Origin of the sequence: Dactylosporangium sp. CA-052675, from assembly GCF_050947935.1 — a bacterium.
GTDB lineage: Bacteria > Actinomycetota > Actinomycetes > Mycobacteriales > Micromonosporaceae > Dactylosporangium.
Map to the genome: position 1 here is coordinate 6,384,836 of NZ_CP192010.1, position 19,912 is coordinate 6,404,747.

Annotated in this window: 18 protein-coding genes; 12 read left to right on the top strand and 6 right to left on the bottom strand. The window is 73.2% G+C overall.

Annotation, left to right across the window (positions count from 1 at the left end; all coding sequences use genetic code 11):
- Nucleotides 1-108 precede the first annotated feature (108 nt).
- The 3 genes from ACQP1P_RS28455 to ACQP1P_RS28465 all read right to left on the bottom strand — a co-directional run bounded on the left by ACQP1P_RS28455 (nt 109) and on the right by ACQP1P_RS28465 (nt 3,095).
- Entirely contained in the window at nt 109-1,206 is a 1,098-nt protein-coding gene (locus ACQP1P_RS28455; RefSeq protein ID WP_433075029.1) for a glycoside hydrolase family 19 protein, read from the bottom strand.
- 422 nt (nt 1,207-1,628) lie between these two features.
- A complete protein-coding gene (locus ACQP1P_RS28460) occupies nt 1,629-2,066 on the bottom strand; it encodes an N-acetyltransferase family protein (RefSeq protein WP_433075032.1) in 438 nt (145 codons plus the stop codon).
- Nucleotides 2,067-2,258: 192 nt separating this feature from the next.
- Nucleotides 2,259-3,095, bottom strand: a complete 837-nt coding sequence (locus tag ACQP1P_RS28465; RefSeq protein ID WP_433075035.1) for a helix-turn-helix transcriptional regulator — start codon at nt 3,093-3,095, stop codon at nt 2,259-2,261.
- A gap of 86 nt (nt 3,096-3,181) precedes the next feature.
- On the opposite strand from ACQP1P_RS28465, the gene ACQP1P_RS28470 reads away from it, so the two are divergent.
- Complete coding sequence (locus ACQP1P_RS28470; RefSeq protein ID WP_433075038.1) at nt 3,182-4,144, top strand: SDR family oxidoreductase; 963 nt, start codon at nt 3,182-3,184, stop codon at nt 4,142-4,144.
- 15 nt (nt 4,145-4,159) lie between these two features.
- Here ACQP1P_RS28470 and ACQP1P_RS28475 read toward each other — a convergent pair whose 3' ends face one another.
- A complete protein-coding gene (locus ACQP1P_RS28475; protein ID WP_433075041.1) occupies nt 4,160-4,708 on the bottom strand; it encodes a TetR/AcrR family transcriptional regulator in 549 nt (182 codons plus the stop codon).
- A gap of 59 nt (nt 4,709-4,767) precedes the next feature.
- Between ACQP1P_RS28475 and ACQP1P_RS28480 the strand changes: the two genes are divergently transcribed.
- From ACQP1P_RS28480 to ACQP1P_RS28505, 6 genes are all read left to right on the top strand, one after another.
- Nucleotides 4,768-5,508 (top strand): SDR family oxidoreductase, encoded by a 741-nt coding sequence (locus tag ACQP1P_RS28480; protein ID WP_433075044.1) that lies wholly within the window; start codon nt 4,768-4,770, stop codon nt 5,506-5,508.
- A 48-nt stretch (nt 5,509-5,556) separates the two neighbouring features.
- Nucleotides 5,557-6,735, top strand: a complete 1,179-nt coding sequence (locus ACQP1P_RS28485; protein ID WP_433075047.1) for a sensor histidine kinase — start codon at nt 5,557-5,559, stop codon at nt 6,733-6,735.
- Nucleotides 6,736-6,785: 50 nt separating this feature from the next.
- Nucleotides 6,786-7,394, top strand: a complete 609-nt coding sequence (locus tag ACQP1P_RS28490; protein WP_433090151.1) for a response regulator — start codon at nt 6,786-6,788, stop codon at nt 7,392-7,394.
- Nucleotides 7,395-7,509: 115 nt separating this feature from the next.
- On the top strand, nt 7,510-8,238 hold the full coding sequence (locus tag ACQP1P_RS28495; protein WP_433075050.1) for an ABC transporter ATP-binding protein: 729 nt from the start codon (nt 7,510-7,512) through the stop codon (nt 8,236-8,238).
- 5 nt (nt 8,239-8,243) lie between these two features.
- Entirely contained in the window at nt 8,244-10,625 is a 2,382-nt protein-coding gene (locus tag ACQP1P_RS28500; protein ID WP_433075053.1) for an ABC transporter permease, read from the top strand.
- 143 nt (nt 10,626-10,768) lie between these two features.
- Nucleotides 10,769-12,421, top strand: coding sequence for a cellulase family glycosylhydrolase (locus tag ACQP1P_RS28505; RefSeq protein ID WP_433075056.1), 1,653 nt, complete (start codon nt 10,769-10,771; stop codon nt 12,419-12,421).
- An 80-nt stretch (nt 12,422-12,501) separates the two neighbouring features.
- On the opposite strand, the gene ACQP1P_RS28510 is transcribed toward ACQP1P_RS28505, so the two are convergent.
- Nucleotides 12,502-13,509, bottom strand: a complete 1,008-nt coding sequence (locus ACQP1P_RS28510) for a S66 peptidase family protein (RefSeq protein ID WP_433075059.1) — start codon at nt 13,507-13,509, stop codon at nt 12,502-12,504.
- Nucleotides 13,510-13,879: 370 nt separating this feature from the next.
- Between ACQP1P_RS28510 and ACQP1P_RS28515 the strand changes: the two genes are divergently transcribed.
- From ACQP1P_RS28515 to ACQP1P_RS28525, 3 genes are all read left to right on the top strand, one after another.
- The gene (locus tag ACQP1P_RS28515) at nt 13,880-14,764 is read left to right on the top strand and encodes an aminoglycoside phosphotransferase family protein (protein WP_433075062.1); all 885 of its coding nucleotides are present in this window, start codon (nt 13,880-13,882) and stop codon (nt 14,762-14,764) included.
- Between the two features lie 261 nt (nt 14,765-15,025).
- Nucleotides 15,026-15,208 carry a hypothetical protein gene (locus tag ACQP1P_RS28520; protein WP_433075065.1) on the top strand — a complete coding sequence of 61 codons (183 nt, stop codon included), beginning with the start codon at nt 15,026-15,028 and terminating at the stop codon, nt 15,206-15,208.
- A gap of 121 nt (nt 15,209-15,329) precedes the next feature.
- On the top strand, nt 15,330-16,694 hold the full coding sequence (locus ACQP1P_RS28525; protein ID WP_433075068.1) for a hypothetical protein: 1,365 nt from the start codon (nt 15,330-15,332) through the stop codon (nt 16,692-16,694).
- Nucleotides 16,695-16,749: 55 nt separating this feature from the next.
- Here the strand turns inward: ACQP1P_RS28525 and ACQP1P_RS28530 are convergent, their stop codons facing one another.
- Nucleotides 16,750-17,541, bottom strand: a complete 792-nt coding sequence (locus ACQP1P_RS28530; protein WP_433075071.1) for a dienelactone hydrolase family protein — start codon at nt 17,539-17,541, stop codon at nt 16,750-16,752.
- Nucleotides 17,542-17,922: 381 nt separating this feature from the next.
- Between ACQP1P_RS28530 and ACQP1P_RS28535 the strand changes: the two genes are divergently transcribed.
- Together ACQP1P_RS28535 and ACQP1P_RS28540 are read left to right on the top strand one after the other, a co-directional pair.
- Nucleotides 17,923-19,047, top strand: coding sequence for an LCP family protein (locus ACQP1P_RS28535; protein ID WP_433075073.1), 1,125 nt, complete (start codon nt 17,923-17,925; stop codon nt 19,045-19,047).
- Entirely contained in the window at nt 19,044-19,862 is an 819-nt protein-coding gene (locus tag ACQP1P_RS28540; RefSeq protein WP_433075076.1) for a polysaccharide deacetylase family protein, read from the top strand. The genes ACQP1P_RS28535 and ACQP1P_RS28540 overlap by 4 nt, the downstream gene beginning before the upstream one ends.
- Nucleotides 19,863-19,912: the final 50 nt, after the last annotated feature.

Consider the following 19,912-nt stretch of genomic DNA (forward strand, 5'->3'; position numbering starts at 1 on the left):
GCCGCGCCGGCCACGGCAAACGTCTCTCGGCGTGGTTGAGCCCGCAGACGGCACGGGACCGGCCGCGCTGGATGCGCGGCCGGTCCCGTCAGGCGAGCGACGTGCGGGTCAGCAGCTGAGGTTGCCGCCCGCGGGGACACCGAGGATGCCGACGAACTGGTTGTAGAGATTCACCCGGCTCTGCACCTGGGCGGGGTTGCCGCCGTTGCACTCGATGCTGTTGATGGCCCGGATCGTGGTGCCGAAGCCCTGCCCGTTCACCATCGCGTTGTGCGACGTGGTGCCGGCGTTGCCGGTGCCGGTCATCCAGTACCACAAGCCGGTCTGCCACGAGATCGACGAGTTCGTGGCGACCAGGTTCGGGTTGTTGAGCAGGTCGACGCCGAGCGCGTCGCCGGCCGCCTTGTAGTTGAAGTTCCAGCTCAGCTGGATCGGGCCGCGGCCGTGGTAGGCGGACTGGCCGGCCGGGCAGCCGTAGGGCTGGCTGGTGTCGCAGTAGTGCGGCCAGTTCGCGGTGTTGATCTCGTCGATGTAGACGAGCCCACCGGTCTCGTGACTGACGTTGGCCAGGAACGCCGCGGCCTCCTGCTTCTTGACCGTGTCGCTGCCGGTGGTGGCGAAGGCCGGGTACTTCTTCATCGCGTCGACCAGCCCGGCGTACGTGTAGAACCCGTTGCGGCTCGGGAACATCTGGTTGAACTGGGCCTCGCTCACCACGAAGCCGGTCGTGGTGCCGCCGCCACCGCCTCCGCCGCCACCGCCGTCGCAGCCGTAGGGCGACCAGAACCAGGTGCTGATCGTCGGGTCGTAGCCGGGGTTCTCGTGCGTCGCCTGGTAGTACAGGCCGTTGGTGTACCGCACGATCGCGCCGACCGCGTAGTACTGCCCGGCGACCCAGTTCGGGTAGTTGCACGTGGTCCCGCCGCCGCCGCCACCGCCGCCGGTGCCGCCACCGCAGCTGCCGTTGTCGGCCCAGACGCCGGAGCCGCCGGTGCTCGGGGTCTCGTACTGCGTCCACCACTTGGCGGTCCAGTTGTGCCCGTTGTACGAGGCCTGCTGGCCGCCGGTGTACACCTGGCTGGAGACGTAGGCGGGCACGCAGGCGACGGCCGCGTCGGCGGAGACCGTCGGCAGGATCGCCGCCGCGGCGCCGGCGATTGCCAGGCCCGCCGTCGCGACGAGCGCGAGGAGACGTTTTCTGGGCATGGGGGAGCTACCTTCCCGTAGGGCGCGGGCGATAGATGCATGGACGAGTGTCCATACCCATTAGTAAACAAGACTTAGCATTTTGTAAATACTCTTACCTGATTACCTTGTGTTATCGGCCCGGCCCCGGTGCCCGGCGGCGGCGCGGAGGCGAGTCGCCGCACCCGCTCGGCTTCGGCCCGGCCCCAGACTCGCGCGAGTCTCGATGCCCGGCGGCGCGGAGGCGAGCCGCCGCACCCGCTCGGCTTCGGCCCGCCTCGCCGCGCCGCGCCGCGCGGCGCGAAGGCGCGGCGCGAAGGCGCGGCGCGAAGGCGCATGGACCGTGGACTACACGGCCTACAGCCCGGCCGCGGCGCTCGAACGGCGGGCGTACGCCACGATCCGGGCGATCGCCACGCTGCCGCGCCGGAGGCCCGCGCGGTTCAGGAGGCGAGGTACAGATCGACGTACTCCGCGTCCTCGCCGTCGAGGGTGTAGCGGTCGAACTCGACGAACCCGTGCCGCCGCGCGAACTCGAGGCCGTCGCGGTTGGCGGCGAGGACGACGGTCTCGATGCGCTGCGCCCCCAGCGCGCGGGCATCGGCGAGCTGCGCGTCGAGGTACTGCGTGCCGAGGCCCTGCCGCCGGTACCGCGGCAGGATCCGGACGATCACGGTCGCCGTGCGGGAACCCGGGCCGGGCGGCCGGATCGTGGCGTTGCCGACCGGCGTCCCGCCGTCGTGGGCGAGGGTCAGGCGGTTGCGCTGCGAACGCTCCCGGACCTCGTCCAGCGACAGCGGGTGGGCCGGGATGACGAGGTTGTGCACGTCGCGCCACAGCGCGACGGTGTCCGGCCGCACGGGGACGATCCGCAGCGCCACGGCGTCACGCGAAGTCGGCGGCCGACATGCCCGCCGGATCGCCGGGCGGCCGTTCCGTGACCCGCAGCCCGAGGTGCAACGTCCGCATCTTCGGCAGACTAGCCCGTCCGGCGCCGGCGGGTGCCTGCGCATCAGTGCGACGCCCGCTCGGCGGGGAGGAACCGGTCGTCGTGCGGCCGATGCCGGCGTCGGTCACGAGAGCCCGGCGCCGATGACGGAGAGCAGCTGCAGCTTCTCGTAGCTCTCGCTGCCGGGCACGGCGGTGTAGACGAGCAGCAAGTGCCCCTGGTCCGGGTCGAGCAGCGCCTGGCAGGCGACCTCGACGACGCCGACCTCGGGGTGCAGGAAGCGCTTGTCGTGGCTGTAGCCGACGCCGATCTCGTGCTGGTCCCAGACGCGGCGGAACTCTTCGCTGCCGGCGAGCAGCAGCCGCAGCAGGTGCGCGGCCCGCGAGTCCGGCCCGCGCAGCGTGACCGTCCGGCGCAGCCCGGAGGCGAAGACGCGCGAGTGCGTCGCGTGGTCGTCGGGGTGGTACCGGGCCCGGCACGCCGGGTCGGTGAACCACCGGTAGCCGATGCTGCGGGCCGGCCCCGTGTACCGGGTCTGGTCGCCGGTCAGCGCGACCCCGAGCGGCGTCTGCCGCAGCGTCTCGCCGAGCTCGGTGACGATCTCGGCGGGCGTGTCGGCGAGCCGGTCGAAGATGCGCAGCAGGCCCGGGCCGATGTGCTCGCCCGCCGTGCCCCGGGTGGGCGGGTGGTGCCCGGCGAGGCGGAACAGGTGGTCGCGCTCGTCGCGGGACAGGTGCAGCCCCTGCGCGATGGAGGCGATCATCTGCTCGGACGGGTGCGGCCCGCGCTCGCGCTCGAGCCGGCTGTAGTAGTCGGCGGAGATGTGGCACAGGGTGGCCACCTCCTCGCGCCGCAGCCCGCTGGTGCGGCGCCGCTGCCCGCGCGGCAGGCCGACGTCCTCGGGCTGCAGCGCCGCCCGCCGACGCCGCAGGAACTCGGCGAGCCCGGCTCGATCGATCACCAGTTCGTTGTACCACCGCCGCCCCGGCCGCAGCCTGGGATCGTCAGGCCGTGGATGCGCCGGCGCAACCCGTGCAGCCTGGGCACATGGCACGCAGACAGCCCGACATCACCGTCCCCGACCTCACCGGCAGACTCGCCGTCGTCACCGGCGCCAGCGACGGCGTCGGCCTCGGCCTGGCGACCCGCCTGGCGGCCGCCGGGGCCGAGGTCATCATGCCCGTGCGCAACCGGCACAAGGGCGAGGCGGCGATCGCCAGGATCCGGCAGTCGTACCCGCACGCCGCCCTCGTCCTGCGCGACCTCGACCTGTCCTCGCTGGACTCGGTGGCCGCCCTGGCCACGCGGCTGCGCGAGGACAACCGCCCCATCCACATCCTCGTCAACAACGCGGGCGTGATGACGCCCCCGGCCCGCCGCGAGACCGCCGACGGGTTCGAGCTGCAGTTCGGCACGAACCACCTGGGCCACTTCGCCCTCGTGGGCCACCTGCTCCCCCTGCTGCGCGCCGGCCGCGCGACCGTCACCTCGCAGCTCAGCGTCGCGGCGAACCAGAACGCCGTCAACTGGGACGACCTCAACTGGGAGCGCTCGTACGACGGCATGCGCGCCTACAGCCAGTCGAAGATCGCCCTCGGCCTCTTCGGCCTCGAGCTGGACCGCCGCAGCCGGGCGGCCGGCTGGGGCATCACGAGCAACCTCGCCCACCCCGGCGTCGCCCCGACCAACCTCCTGCAGGCCCAGCCCGAGGCGGGCCGGCCCAGCCCCACCCTGGGCGGCCGCGTCGTGCGCGCCCTCGGCAACCTCGGCATCCTCGTCGGCACGCCCGAGTCGGCCGCGCTCCCGGCCCTCTACGCCGCGACGTCCCCGGAGGCGCGGGGCGCCCGGATGTACGGCCCGAGCGGCTTCCAGCACCTCGCGGGCCCGCCGGCCGAGCAGGAGCTGTACTCGCGCCTGCGCGGCGAGGCCGAGGCCGCCCGCATCTGGCAGGCCTCGGAGCGCCTCACCCGCTGCGTCTTCCCCGACACGCTGCCCGTGACCGACGGCTGACGGCCCCGGCGCGGGTCACCGGGCGCGGAGCCCGTCGATCAGGATCGACAGCAGGCGCGGCGCCCGCGCGTCGAGCTCGGCGTCGTCCAGCCGCGACAGCCAGCTGATGAGCAGGATCACGTCGCGGGCCTCGGCGTCGGCGCGCACGGCGCCGGCCGAGCGCCCCGCGGCCAGTAGCAGCTCGACCGCCTCGCCGATCGGGCCGAGGCTGTGGGTCGCGAGGTCGCGCCACACCGACGCCTCGACCGCGGCGAACACGTCCCGCTTGACCCGGGCGTAGGCGGCCACCCGGTCGAACCACGCCGCGAGCGCGCCGAGCGGCTCGTGCGCCGCGAGCAGCCGTGGGGCCGCGGCCACGAGCTCGTCCACCTCGCGGCGGTAGACCTCGGCGAGCAGGTCCTCGCGGGTCGGGAAGTGGCGGTACAGCGTCCCCTGCCCGATCCCGCAGGCCTTCGCGACCGCGTTGAGCCGCAGCTCCCCCGGCTCGTGCACGAGCTCGCGCGCCGCCTGGAGGATCCGCTCGCGGTTGCGCTGGGCGTCGGCGCGGCGTGCCGAACCGGACACGTGTCCGCTAGAGTCGGAGTAACCGGACATGTGTCCACTCTAGGCAGAGGGAGATCCCCATGGCCATCCACGGCAAGGTCGTCGCCATCACCGGGGCCAGCAGCGGCATCGGCGAGGCGACCGCGCGCCATCTCGCCGCGCTCGGCGCGCCCGTCGTGCTCGGCGCCCGCCGCACCGACCGCCTCGACCGGCTCGTCGCCGAGATCGAGGCCGCCGGCGGCCGGGCGGCGGCCGTTCGCGTGGACGTCACCGACCCCGGCGACCTGACGGCGCTCGTCGCCGCCGCCGTCGAGCGCTTCGGCCGCCTCGACGTCCTCGTGGGCAACGCGGGCATGACCCGGATCGGCCCCGTCGCCGAGCTCGACGTCGCCGGCTGGATGACGATGGTCGACGTCAACGTGAAGGGCGTCCTGCACGGCATCGCCGCGGCCCTGCCGGTGTTCCGGCGCCAGGGCCGCGGCCACCTCGTCACCGTCGTCTCCACCTCCGGCCTCAAGATCGTGCCGACCCAGGCCGTGTACGCGGGCACGAAGAACGCGGTCCGCACCCTCCTGGAGGGCCTGCGGCAGGAGAGCACCGACGGCGTCCTGCGCACGACCTCGATCTCCCCCGGCTACGTGCGCACCGAGCTCATCGACAACGCCGTCGACGATCCGGCCGCGCGCGAGCAGGCCCGCCGGCACATGGCCGACCTCGGCATCGACCCGCCGGCCGTGGCCCGCGCGATCGCCTTCGCGATCGACCAGCCCGACGACGTCGAGATCGGCGACCTGACCATCCGCCCGACCCGCCAGGGCTGATCCCGCGCCGATCCGGCCGGCATGACGCAGCGTCACTATCCTCGCGGTATGTCGTTCCTCTCGCGGCGCCTCGGCGCGGGGCCTCTCGCCGACGTGGTGGTGTCCGCCTCGGTGGTCGCCCTGTCGACCTGGTGGTGGCATCAGTTCCGGGTCGGCGGGCTGCTCTACGGCGGGCTCGTCGGCGTCGCGCTGCTGTGGCGCCGCCGCCGGCCGATCGCCGTGCTCGCCGTCGTGGTCGCGCTCACCGCCGCCGCGGCCCCGGTGACGGTGCACGGCACGCACCTGCACGAGGGCATGCTGCTCGTCGCGCTGGCCGTGGCCACGCACGCCGCCCTCGCACACGCCGCGTCGCTGCGCACGGCGGTGGGGTGCGCGCTCGCCGTGCTGCTCTTCGCGGCCGTCCTGCTCGAGGCGCGGCCCCCGTTCGAGGACGGCCGGGCACCGGTCGACGCGTGGGGTCTCGGGCGGTCGCTGCTCGGCCTGCTGGGCTACGCGGCCGTGGTCTGGGCGGCCGCGCTGAGCGTGCGGTTCGTCCGCCAGCAGCGGGCGACGGCGGCCGAGCGGCACGAGCACGCCGAGCGGGAGCGCGCGCAGCAGACCCGGATCGCCGTGGCCGAGGAACGGGCCCGGATCGCGCGGGAGCTGCACGACATCGTCGCCCATTCGCTGTCGGTGATCGTGCTGCAGGCCAACGGCGGGCAGTACGCGTTCGACCACGATCCCGCGCGGGCCCGGGAGGCGCTGCGCACGATCGGCGCGACCGGCCGCGACGCGCTCGACGAGATCCGGCACCTGGTGCGGATCCTGCGCGGCGACTCCGGCGACGAGCCCGGCCGGGACCACGCCGTCGCCTCCGTCGTGGCCCGGGCCCGCGCCGCCGGCGCCGACGTCGAGCTCCACGTGGAAGGCGTACCGCCCGAGGTCCCCGGCGGCGTCGCGCTCGCCGTCTACCGCATCGTGCAGGAGTCGCTCACCAACACGCTGCAGCACGCCGGCCCGGCCCCGGCCGCGACCGTCCGCATCGCCTACCGGCCCGGCGCCGTCGAGCTGGAGATCACCGACTCCGGCACCGGCGCGGCCGCGTCCCCGGGCGGCGGCCACGGGCTCGTCGGCATGCGCGAGCGCGCCACGCTCTACGGCGGCACCTTCGACGCGGGCCCGTCGCTCGGCGGCGGCTGGCGCGTCCGGGCCCGCATCCCCCTCGCGGCCGAGGCGGTCACCGCGTGATCCGGGTGGTGCTCGTCGACGACCAGCAGCTCGTGCGCGCCGGGTTCCGCATGGTGCTCGACTACCAGCCGGACATCACCGTCGTCGGCGAGGCCGGGGACGGCGCCGAGGCGCTGCGGCTGCTGCGCGACACCGACGCCGACGTGGTCGTGATGGACCTGCGGATGCCGGTGCTCGACGGGGTCGCCGCGACCCGCCGGATCTGCGCGGCCGGCCCGGCCCCGCGGGTGCTGGTCCTGACCACGTTCGACACCGACGAGGAGGCGTTCGCGGCGCTGCAGGCCGGGGCGAGCGGCTTTCTTCTCAAGAGCGTGCCGCCGGACGAGCTGCTGTCCGCGATCCGCGTCGTGGCCGGCGGCGAGGCCGTGGTCGCGCCGCGGGTGACCAGGCGGCTGCTCGACCGCTTCGCCGGGCGGCTCGGGGCGCAGACCTCCGACCCGGCGGCGGCGCCCGACCTGACCGACCGCGAGCAGGAGGTCCTGCTGCTGGTCGCGCAGGGGCTGTCCAACGCCGAGATCGGCCGCCGGCTCCACGTCGCGGAGGCGACGGTCAAGACGCACGTCGGGCGCATCCTGGCCAAGCTGGGCCTGCGGGACCGGGTGCAGGCGGTGGTCTTCGCCTACGAGTCGGGCCTGGTGCGCCCCGGCCGCGATACCTGAGTCGCAGCCGTACGACCTGAGTCGTACGCGGCGAACCAGCATCACGGTGGACGCCCCGCCCCGCGGCGCTGCCTAGCGTCGGGATCACGGATCCTCGACGGACGGGAGCACCATCGTGCCAGCGCTGCAGGCGGCCGGACTCAGCAAGGTGTACGGCCACGGCGACACCGCCGTCACCGCGCTCGACCGCGTCGACGTCACCTTCGCGGAGGGCCGGTTCCACGCCATCATGGGCGCCTCCGGCTCCGGCAAGTCGACGCTGCTGCACTGCCTGGCCGGCCTCGACCGGCCCACGAGCGGCGCCGTGCGCATCGGCGACGCCGACCTCACGGCGCTCGACGACGAGCGGCTGACCCGGCTGCGCCGCGACCACGTGGGCTTCGTGTTCCAGCGGTTCAACCTGCTGCCGGTGCTGACCGCGCGGGAGAACATCCTGCTGCCGCTGACGATCGCCGGGCGCCGGGCCGACCACACGTGGTTCGAGCGGGTGGTGGCGGCCGTCGGGCTCTCCGACCGGCTCGCTCATCGCCCGTCCGAGCTGTCCGGCGGCCAGCAGCAGCGGGTCGTGGTGGCCCGGGCGCTGATCACCCGGCCGTGGGTGGTCTTCGCCGACGAGCCGACCGGCAACCTCGACTCCCGCTCCGGCGCCGAGGTCCTCGGCCTGCTGCGCGACGCGGTGGCCCTGCTCGGCCAGACGGTGGTGATGGTGACCCACGACCTGCACGCCGCGGCGCACTGCGACCGAGTCGCGTTCCTGCAGGACGGCCGGTACGCCGCCGCCGTCGAGGACCCCACCGCCGAGGCGATCGTGGCCACGCTGGCCCGCCTCGACCGGGCCCGGTGACCGGCATGCTCCGGCTGACCCTGCGCACCGCCCGCGCCAACCTCACCCGCTCGCTGCTCTCGTGCCTCGCCGTGGTCCTCGGCGTCGCCTTCGTCTGCGGCAGCCTCATGTTCACCGACGGGCTCGCCGCCGCGATGACCGGCCGCGCCGCCGAGCAGTACCGCAACGTCGACGTCCAGGTCGAGCCGGACGGGACCGTCCGGGCCGACGAGTCCGCCGACCTGGCCGGACGCGTGCGGGAGGTTCCCGGCGTCCGCGCCGCCGAGCCCACCTGGTCGCTGTACTACCTCGGCCTCGCCACCGCCGGCGGCCGGAAGATCCGCGGCGACCACCGGGCCGTCAACGCCGCCGCCGACGAGCACCTGCGCTCCCTCACGGCCACCGCCGGCCGCCTCCCCGCCGCCCACGGCGAGGTAGCCCTCGACGAGGACACCGCCGCCCGCGAGCGCCTGCGCATCGGCGACGGGGTGATGGTCAGCAACGTCGGCGGGGACGCCGTGACCTACACCGTCGTCGGCCTGGCCGCGGCGTCGAGGGGCCCGTTCGACGGCGACGGCGCCCTGCTCGTGCTGACGAGCGCCGACGTCGAGGCCCTCGCCGGCTACCCGTCGACCACCGTGATCGTCGACGCCGCCGACGGCGTGTCGAACGAGGAGCTCGCCGCCCGGATCTCCGCGGCCGTCGGCGTCCGGGCGACGGCGCACGATCAGCTGGTACAGCAGGCGCAGAACGAGGCCGTGGGCAACGCGAACACGTTCCGCACCGGGTTGCTCGGCTTCGCGGTCATCGCCGTGGCCATGGCCGCGTTCGTCATCGCGAACACGTTCACCATCGTGCTCGCCCAGCGCACGCGGGAGATCGCGCTGCTGCGCCTGGTGGGCGCGACCCGCCGGCAGGTGTTCCGGTCCGTGGTACTGGAGGCCGCGGTGATCGGGCTCGGCGGGTCCGGGCTCGGCCTCGCCCTCGGCGCGCTGGTCGCGTTCGGGCTCCCGGTGCTGATCGAGGTCCGGGCCGACCCGCTGATCTCGGTCAAGACGGTGCTCGTCGCGCTCGGCGTGGGCGTCGGGGTGACCGTGCTGGCGGCGCTGTTGCCGGCTCGGCGCGGTACGACCGTGGCTCCTGTCGCCGCGTTGTCCGACGCCGCCGTGCAGCTCGCCCGCCCGACCGGCCGGGTCCGCCGGGTCTTCGGGGTGCTCGCGGTCGCCGCGGGGCTCGCGGGCCTCGCCGCGGCGACGGCGGTCGGGCGCACCGAGGTGACGGTCGCCGGGACCCTGCTGACGATCATCGGGTTCCTGCTGCTGAGCCCGGTGGTCGTCCCGGCCGTGGTGCGGATCGCCGGCCGGCCGCTCGGCGCGCTCGGCGGGGCCACCGTCGCCCTCGCGCTGCGCAACGCCGTGCGCAACCCGCGCCGGATCGCGACCACCACCAACGCCCTCGTCGTCGGCGTGACCCTGGTCGGCACCTTCACCCTCGTCGCCAAGAGCGCCGAGGCCCCGGCCGAGCGCCGGGCCGACGCCAAGCTGCGGGCCCAGTTCCTGGTCACCGACTCCGCCGGATTCGGGTTCCTGCCGGCCGGGCTGCTCGACGCGCTCCGGCGGCAGCCGCAGCTCGGCGGGGTGCGAGCCCGGTACGAGACCTACGACCGGGACGCGAGCCTGGAGGTGCACACCGGCGCCCCGCGGCCGGGTGCCGCGGACGTCACCGCTGATCTGGGGGTCGCGGCCGGCGGGACCGTCACCATCCACGGCCGCCCGTTCACCGTCGCATCGGTGGTGGCCGGCACCCGCAGCGTGTGGCTGACCGCCGAGGACATCACCGCCGTGTTCGACGACCCGCGCCTGGCCGAGGTGCAGCTCGACCCGGCCGCCGGGGTCAGCAAGGCCGACGCCCGGGCCGCGATCGACCGCACCCTCAACGCGTTCCCGGCCGCGGTCGCCTACGACCACGAGCAGTACGTCGAACACCTCAACGCCCAGCTCAACCAGGGCCTCGAGGTCGTCACCGCCCTGCTCGCCCTCGCCGTGGTCATCGCGCTCATCGGTGTGGCCAACACCCTCACCCTGTCCGTGGTCGAGCGCACCCGGGAGAACGCCCTGCTCCGCGCGGTCGGCCTGACCCGGCGCGAGCTGCGGCTGAGCCTCGCGGCCGAGGCGCTCGTCCTGGCCCTCACCGGCACCGTGCTCGGGGTCGCCGCCAGCGTCGCCATCGCCCGGTCGGTGCTCGGCGCCATCGAGATGCACGGCTCGGGACTGTCCCTGGTCATGCCCTGGGACCGGCTCGGCATCCTGCTCGGCGTGGCGGTGCTCGCCGCGCTGGCCGCCTCGGTCCTGCCGGCCCGCCGCGCCGTGCGCCAGCCGATCCCCGAGAGCCTGGCGGTCGAGGACTGACGAGGACTGACGAGGACTGACCGGAAAGTTTCAGGTCCGTTCCCGCCTGTGGGGCCGCCCCCGCTCCCCGTGCATTGACGCCGATCGCGCCGGCGGCAAACGATGCGCGAACGAACGTCGTCACGGAAACGGAGTGTGACCCTGTGGGTCTCAGACGTATCAGGACGCGCGGGGCCGTCGGGGGCGCGGTGGCCCTGGCCGCCGTCGCGGCCACCGCGCTCGTCGCCGTCACGCTCACCGCCGGCAGCGCATCCGCCGGCACCGGCACCGGCTACCTGCACACCAGCGGCAACAAGATCGTCGACTCGACCGGCGCGACCGTCCGGCTGACCGGCATCAACTGGTTCGGCATGGAGACCGACAACCACACCTTCCACGGGCTGTGGGCGGGCCGGCCGGCGAGCTGGACGCAGCAGATCGATCACATGGCGCAGCTCGGGTTCAACACCATCCGGGTGCCGTACACGGGCGACTCGCTGCGCTCGGGTGCGACCGCCACGAGCATCAACACCGACACCAACCCGGACCTCATCGGGCTGTCCCCGCTGCAGATCCTGGACAAGGTCATCAACTACGCGGGCGGCAAGGGGATGCGCATCATCCTCGACCGCCACCGCCCGACCGCCGCCGGCCAGACCGCCCTCTGGTACAGCGGGACCGCGACCGAGGCCAGCGAGATCGCCGACTGGCAGATGCTGGCGACGCGGTACGCGAACAACCCGACGGTCGTCGGCGCGGACCTGTTCAACGAGCCGCACGCCGACGGGACCGAGCCCAACGGCACCGGCTCCTGCTGGGGCTGCGGCGACACCACGAAGGACTGGCGCCTGGCGGCCGAGCGCATCGGCAACGCGATCCTCGGCACCAACTCCAACTGGCTCATCTTCGTCGAGGGCGTCAGCTGCGACGGCAACGGCGGTTCGCCGAACCCGTACGACAACATCCCCGACGACCCGATGGCCTGCGACTGGTGGGGCGGCAACCTGTCGAAGGCGGGCACGTACCCCGTCCGGCTCAACGTCGCCAACCGGCTCGTGTACTCGGCCCACGACTACGGCATCTCGGTGTACGACCGCCAGCCGTGGTTCAAGGACTCGAACTTCCCGAACAACCTGCCCGACGTGTGGGACCACTTCTGGGGCTACCTGTACAAGCAGAACATCGCCCCGATCCTCGTCGGCGAGTTCGGCAGCACCCTCGCCAACCCGCTGGACACCCAGTGGATGACGAAGCTGATGGCGTACATGGGCACCGGCACGAACGGCATGTCGTTCACGTACTGGTCCTGGAACCCGGACTCGGGCGACACCGGCGGCATCGTCAGCGACGACTGGAACACGGTCAACCAGGCGAAGATGAACATCATCGGCCCGTACCTCAACCCGCCGGCCGGCGGCGGACCGACCGGCGGCCCCAGCTCGAACCCGCCGATCAGCTCCCGCCCGCCGACGAGCTCGCAGCCGCCGGCCAGCTCCCAGCCGCCGGCGAACGGGGCCTGCACCGCGACGTACACGGTCACGAGCCAGTGGCCGGGCTCGCCGGGCGGCTTCCAGGGCTCGGTGACGGTGAAGGCCGGCACGTCGGCCATCTCCAAGTGGACGGTCAAGTGGACGTACGCCAACGGCCAGACCATCGGCCAGCTCTGGAACGGCACGCTGAGCACGTCGGGCTCCGCGGTGACGGTCACGAACGCGGCGTACAACGGCACGATCCCGGCGAACGGCTCGACCGAGTTCGGGTTCACGGGCACGTGGAGCGGTAGCAATGCCGTGCCCACGCTGACCTGCACCGCCTGATCACACGCACGGGCCCGGTGCGGCCGACCCCCACGGTCGGCCGCACCGGGCCCTCGCGTCACCGCCACCGGCAGCGGGCGTCAGCCGGTCGGCGGGGTCGCCCCGGGCGGCCGCACCGCCGGCTCGAGCAGCGACAATGTCAGCCGCTGCGCGTCAAGGCCGACGCGGATGCCGAGCGGCATCGGCAGATTCGGGCCCGCATGGCCGACATCGACGTTGCCCAGGACCGGGATGTCACGGTCGCCGAGGACGTCGAGCACTATCTCGGCAAGCGTCGGGGACGCGTCGGGCGTCTCGAGGCCGGCGATCTCGCGCGGAACGCCCACGACCATGCCGGAGATCCGATCGAGAATGCCATTGTGCCGCAGCACCTGCAGATAGCTCCACACGTAGGAGGCCTGGCCGCCCATCTCCTCCCAGAACAGCACCGCGCCGTCGAACCGGTCGAGCGGCACCGCGAACCGCGTCGCCTGCACCAGCGCGATGCGGTTGATCACCCCGCCGATCAGCCGGCCCTCGGCCCGGCCGGGGCGCCAGCACTCCCACGACGGGCTCGCGGGGAGCGCACCGATCGCCTCGGTGCCGGTCAGCAACCTGGAGTAGAGCGCCTCGAGCTCCGCCCGGCGCGTCGCCGGCACCGCCTGCCAGTGCCCGCCGAAGCCCGGGACGGCCATGTCGGCGTGGAACCCGACCAGGCCCGTGCGGGCGTAGAGCACCAGATGCAGCAGTGAGATGTCGCTGTACCCGAGGATCGGTTTGGGGTCGGCCTCGATCGCCTCGATGTCGATCAGGTCGAGGTAGCCGAACGCCGTCTGGCCGCCGTCGCTCGCGATGATCGCACGCACCTCGGCGTCACGCAGGAGACCGTTGAGCTCCGCGGCGATCCGCGCCGGCGTGGCCGCGCTCCACCAATGGTGGCGCCCCGCTTCGAGCAGCGGTGCCCGGCGCACGCGGAATCCCATCCGCTCGAGCACGACCACCGCCTGCTCGACATTGGGCTCGTACGCGGCCGGGAGCGGCCCCGACAGCGCCGCGACAGCGACGAGATCACCGGGCTTCAGGGCGCGAGGGCGAAGCAGTCGCGGCACTGTCCCACGCGTCGGCTCGAACACAGGCCTACATTAGGCAATCCGAGCTGACGCGGTCGCGACAATATCGCCCAGCCTGGCGGTTCACGGCCTCGCCCTGCATGGTGCCCGGTGGTACGCTGCGGCCGACAGGGCTCGGCGGTGAGTCTTCGCGGCAGAGTGAACGCCACCGATCTGATGACCACGAAACTCCTCGAGCCGGTCGGCATGGCCCTGGCGATTCCCGCGACATCGCTTCCCGGACTGCGGTCGGTCTGCCTGATCGGCGCCATCACCTTTGTCGTGGCGCCGATGCTGACGCTGTTCGAGCGGGGCTTCCCCCAGTACGGACGGGACCTTTCGCCCGCACAGCCCCCGGAGGAACCGCGACATGACCACGGTCGGACCCGAGATCAACGAGGCACTCGCCGCGGGCCTGATATCGGACCAGCTTCCCGAATGGGCCGGTCTTCCGATCGTCGCCGCGTCGCCGCAGGGCTGGGACAACCGCACGTTCCGGCTCGGCGGCACGCTTTGCGTCCGGCTCCCGAGCGCCGAGGGCTACGCGCACCAGATCCTCAAGGAGAGCCGCTGGCTGCCGTACCTCGCGCGGCATCTGCGGGTCGAGGTACCGAAGCCGCTCAAGGTCGGCCGCCCCGCGCTGGGCTATCCGTTCCCGTGGTCGGTCAACGAGTGGCTGGACGGGCAGGTCCTCTCCCGCGCCGCGGTCCACGACGTGGCGGCACTCGCGGAGGAGCTGGCATCGTTCCTCGTGGACCTGCGCGCCGTCCCCGCGGGTGACGGCCCGCGGCCCGGCCCCGAGACCGCGCACCGGGGCGGCCCCTTCGCGTTCTACGCACCCGAGGCGCAGGCGGCGATCCGGACTCTGGGCGCCCGGTCGCCCGCCACCGACCGGGTGATCGAGGAGGCGCTGGCCTCGCGCTGGGAGAATCCACCGGTCTGGTTCCACGGCGACTTCGCGGTCGACAACATTCTCATCGCCGACGGCCGCCTCGCCGGTGTCCTCGACTTCGGCTGCGCCGGAGTGGGCGATCCCGCCTGCGACCTCGTGATCGCCTTCACCTACCTGCCCGAGGACGTGCGACCGGTCTTCCGGCGGGCCGTCGGGCTCGACGACGACACCTGGCGCCGGGCTCGGGGCTGGGCATTGTGGAAGGCCGCCATCACGCTGATCAACCCCGGCTCCTCCGAGTCGCGCCGGGCCGAGCAGCAACGGGCGCTGGCGGCGGTCCTGCACGACGTCTCGGGCGACTGACGGCCCGCCCCGCGGCGCCGGCCGGCGCACCCGCCGAAGCCGGTCACGCGAGGCATCCCCGGATCGCCTCGGCGATGTCCGCGGCGTGGGTCTCGGGCCCTTCGATGACGCCGGCGAGACGCTCGCAGGTGGGCCGCCCGGTCGGGGGCGACGGCCCCAAGCCCGGAGGGTCTGGCGCGGCGGGATCGATTCAGGCCGTTGATAATACGTATTAGCATCTTGACTTGGCGCAGCGTGACCACCACGATGCGATAACACGCCGTGAACACGAACGGGCAGGAGGGACAGCTGGTGTACGGCCCCGACCGCACGACGCAGCACGACGCCCCTCGTCCCGCCGGCTTCGGCCGGGCCACGGTGCCGCCGATGCTCGACGGCACCCCCTCGGCCGCCACGGCGTTGCCGTCCATTGTGGAGCCCCCGGTTCCACAGCCCCACCGCTGATCGCCTTCCGCCTTCTACCGTTCATCGCCCGGACGGTCAGTCGCGCCTGCCGTACGTCCGCCGCACCCCGGTGGCGTATCGACCGTGCGCGGTGCCGATCACCGTCCACAAGGGAGCTTCTGTGACATCTCAGCGCCTCGTCCGCCGTACCGCCTGCGCCGCGGCTGCCGGACTGGTCACCGCCGCCCTCGCCGCGACGCCGGCCGCGACCGCGTCCCCGGCGGACGCCGCCCCGTTCAGCTTTCCCACCTTCAGCTACGTCGGCACGGCGTTCGACAAGACGAAGCTGCAGTACAACCCGACGAACGAGTTCATCTTCCCCAGCGTCATCCGGGCGGCGGACTACTTCGCCAACCCGCTCGGCGCCTACTACCTGTACTACGCGCCGCACGAGAAGCCCGGCGGCATCTCCCTGGCCTACTCCGATTCCATCAACGGCCCCTGGACCGAGTACCCGAGCAACCCGCTGATCTCCAACACCTGGCTGCCGTACTACAACACGGTCAGCCACATCTCCTCACCGCACGCCATCTGGGTCGAAGGTGAGCAGAAGCTGTTCCTCTACTTCCACGGCGAGAACTCGATCACCCGATACGCCACGTCCGACGACGGCATCCACTTCCAGTACGGCGGCACGGCGGTCCAGCGCGATGCCAGCACCGGCGGCGAGACCTCCTACGCCCGGGTTTTCGAACAGTCGATTCCGCGGCTCGGCAGCCGGTACCTGATGCTGTTCATGGACAACCCGACCGCCGCGCTCCCCGGCCCGACCGGTCCGGTTTCGCGGCGCATCCGCTGGGCCGTCTCCACCGACGCCCGGAACTGGACGACCCAGCCGCAGCCGATCGTCGTCCCGCAGGGCGACGAGGGCCCCAACGCCTCCGGCCCGTTCTACCTGCGCTGGCAGGGCCGCAACCTGGTGATCTTCCACGCCGCCGACGGCAACATGCACGCGGTGGACGTCGGCGAGAACTTCGACCAGGAGATCCACCTCGGCGTTGTGCACGACTCGATGGCCGCCGCGCCGGACCTGGGCCGCTCCGCGGCGCCGACCTTCTACTTCGACGGCACCACCGTCCACATGTACTACGAGGCCGGGGCCCGGCTCACCGCCACCATCGGGCACGCGGTGGCCACGCTGGACGAGCCGCTGCCCGAGCGGCAGCTGAACTGCACGGTCGACCGGCCGAAGCTGTGGCCGCCGAACCACCGCATGGTCGATGTCAACGTGAGCGTCGACCTCCCGGACGGGGTCCTCGGGCCGCGCGCATTCCAGCTCGCCGACGTCACCGGCGGCGACGCCTCGGACGTCACGGGGTTCGTGGCGGGGCAACCGTCGCTGACCGGACAGCTGCGGGCCGAACGGGCCGGGAACGGCGGCGACCGCGTCTACACGCTGACCTATCGCGGCCACGACGAGATCGGCCGCCCGGCCGGCTGCACCGTGACGGTCACCGTTCCGCACGACCGGGGACAGGGCAGCTGATCGCCGGCAGACGCGCGTGCCACGCCGGCGGATGCCGGCGTGGCACGGCGTGCGCTCAGCCCCCGGCCCGCTGCAGGAACGCGAGGATGCGTCGCCAGGCGTCGGCCGAGGCGTCGGCCGAGGCGTCGGCCTGTTCGCGCAGTTCCTGCTCGAAGAAGCCGTGCGGTGCGCCGGGGTAGGTGACGATCTCGTGCGGCACCCCGCCTTCGGACAGTGCGGCGTCGAACGCCGCGACGGTGCCGGCCGGGATGTGCGGGTCCGCGCCACCGAACAGGCCGAGGATCGGCGCTCGCAGCTCGCCGGCCCGCTGGATCGGTCCCGGTGCGCCGTTGATCGTGTCGAGCGCCCCGTACAGGCCGATGGCGCCGGCCAGGCCGAAGCGTTCGGCCGAGGTGAGGAACGCGAACCGGCCACCGATGCAGAACCCGAGCGACACGACGGCGCGAGCCCGGCCGCCACCGTCGGCGCGCAGGTGGGCGATGCCGGCGTCGAAGTCCGCGTACAGCGTGTCGGGCCGCAGCCGTGTCAGGTGTGGCATGAGGTTCGGCAGGGCGGCGAAGTCGGCCGGGCGCTCGTGGTAGCGGGCGCCGGCCGTACGCCCGTAGTAGTCGACGGCCAGCGCGGTGTGGCCCTGCTCGGCCAGGCGCACCGCGAGGCGCTCGTAGAACCTGGACAGTCCGCCGTTGTCCGGCAGCAGCAGCACACCGATGCCGGTGGGCCGGGCCGGTGCGGCCAGGTACGCGGCGAACGGGGTCGCGTCGGCCGAGGTGAGCAGCAGCGGCGCGCCGCTCACCGTCGTGACGGCCGGGCCGTGGATCGGGGGGCTGGCGTCGGCGTCGTAGCACACGAGCGGGAATCCTCTCCACAATGGACGATCGGGTCGCCGCCGGCGGCCCGGGAGGTCGCCTCGAATGCTAGATACGCCAGCCCCAAATCATACCATTTCGTGGGATTTAAAGCTAGCACCGGCCGGTCCGTCCGGCATCGGCCGTTCGGTCGACGCGGCGCTCCGCTCGCCGAGCCGGCAGCGGACGACCAGGCGTTCCTCGGTCGTCGCCGCCTCCTCAACCAGCACAGTCGGGACCCGGAGCCGCCCGGTTCACGCCGATCGGCGCGGAGCGCAACCGGCCGGGTGCGGGAAACCCGTAGCAACTGTGCGGCTCAGTGCGGTCACCCGGGCCCGCCGCCGCGGCGACGCTGGGGCGTCGGTCGCGGTGAAGGGAGCACAATGCGCGGCAGGAGCCCGTTGTGGGCGCGGCTGTGCCTGGTCGCCGGTGTGCTGCTGCTCGCGGTCAGCGTCGGCTCGCTCGCCGGTGGCAGCATCCTGCTCGCGCACTACGGCGGCCAGGTCACCCACCCCGGTGGCCTCGGCTCGGCCGCGGCCGGCCACGACATCGGCGGGCCGATCGACCTGCTGCTCGTGGGCATCGACGAGCGCGCCGGCAACGCGGCGATGGGCGCCCGCGCCGACTCGATCATCGTCGCCCACGTGCCCGCGAGTCACGACATGGTGTACCTGACGAGCATCCCCCGCGACACGCGGGTCGTCATCCCGGCGGACGCGCGCACCCGGTACCGGGGCGGGACCGACAAGATCAATGCCGCCTTCGAGTTCGGCTACCAGCACGGCGGCGGCCGCGACGAGGGTCTGACGCTGCTCGCCGAGACGGTCAGCGGGCTCGCCGGGGGCCTCAAGTTCAGCGGGGCCGCGATCGTCAACTTCGACGGGTTCAAGGACCTCGTCGACGCGCTCGGCGGCGTGCGCATGTGCGTGGACGAGCGCACCACGTCGATCCACACCGGATGGAACACCCGGACCGGGCAGGAGGGGGAGCCGTACAGCTTCAACGCCGACGGCATCCCGACCACCCTGAAGCCGAACATGCGCCCGCAGGTGTACGAGCCCGGCTGCTCGGACATGGCCAGCTGGCAGGCCCTCGACTACGTGCGGCAGCGTGACAAGCTCGCGGACAACGACGGCGACTACGGGCGGCAGCGCCACCAGCAGCAGTTCATCAAGGCGATGCTGACGAAGGCCACCAGCGCCGGCGTCCTCACCAACCCGCAGAAGGTCGACCACATGCTCAACTCGATCGGCAAGGCGGTCTCGTTCTACAACAACGACATCCCGCTCGCCGACTGGATCCTCACGCTGCACGGCATCACGCCGGAGCGCCTGGTGACGCTGAAGACCAACGGCGGGCACTTCAACAGCGAGGTCGTCGGCGGCCAGTCGTACGAGATCCTCGACGCCACCACCAAGGGGCTCCTCGCCGCCATCGGCCAGGACCGGGTCGCCGAGTTCGTCGCCGCCCACCCCGAGCTCGTCGGCGACGCCCCGGGCACCGCGTGAGCGCGAAGATCTCCCGGCGCTCGCTGCTGCTGGCCCTCGGCGGGGTCGGGCTGGTGGCCGGGTGCGGCGACCACGCGAGCTGGCACGCGGCCGGCGACATCCCCGGCGACTCGCGCCCGGGCGAGGCCGCCTCGCCGGACCCGTCCGGTTCGCCGCTGGTCATCCCGCCGGCGAATCCGCCGACGCCCGGGGTGTGCCCGTCGCCGGGCGGGCTCGGGCCGAAAGGCCCGCAGTACACCCTCCCCTGCCACGGCACCGAGATCGCCCTCACCGTGGACGACGGGCCCGACCCCACCTACACCCCGAGGATGCTGGCGCTGCTCGCCCAGCAGGGGATCCACGCCACGTTCTGCATGATCGGCCGCAGCGCCGCCGCGCATCCCGACCTCGTCCGGCGCGTTCTCGACGGCGGGCACCACATCGCCAACCACACGCACAGCCACCCGATGAACATCGCGAAACTGCCGGCGAGCGCCGTGCACGCCGAGATGGCGAAGGCCTCCGACGCGATCGCCAAGGCGTCGGGCAACGGATACCGGCCGACGCTGTTCCGCTCCCCCGGCGGCGCGTGGTCCCCGACCGTGCTGGCGCAGTGCGGCACCCAGGGGCTGCGCGCGCTGGACTGGACCGTCGACCCGCGGGACTGGAGCCGCCCCGGCGTCCAGCACATCGTGTCCACGATCCTGCGGCAGACCCATCCGGGCTCGATCATCCTCGAGCACGACGGCGGCGGCAATCGCGAACAGACGCTCACCGCGCTGGGTGTCGTACTGCCCCGGCTCCGTGACGCTGGGTATACCTTCGCCCAGCCGTGAGGGGGACGTGCGGCCGGCACCGGCGTGCCGGCCGCACCTTCCCGGACGTG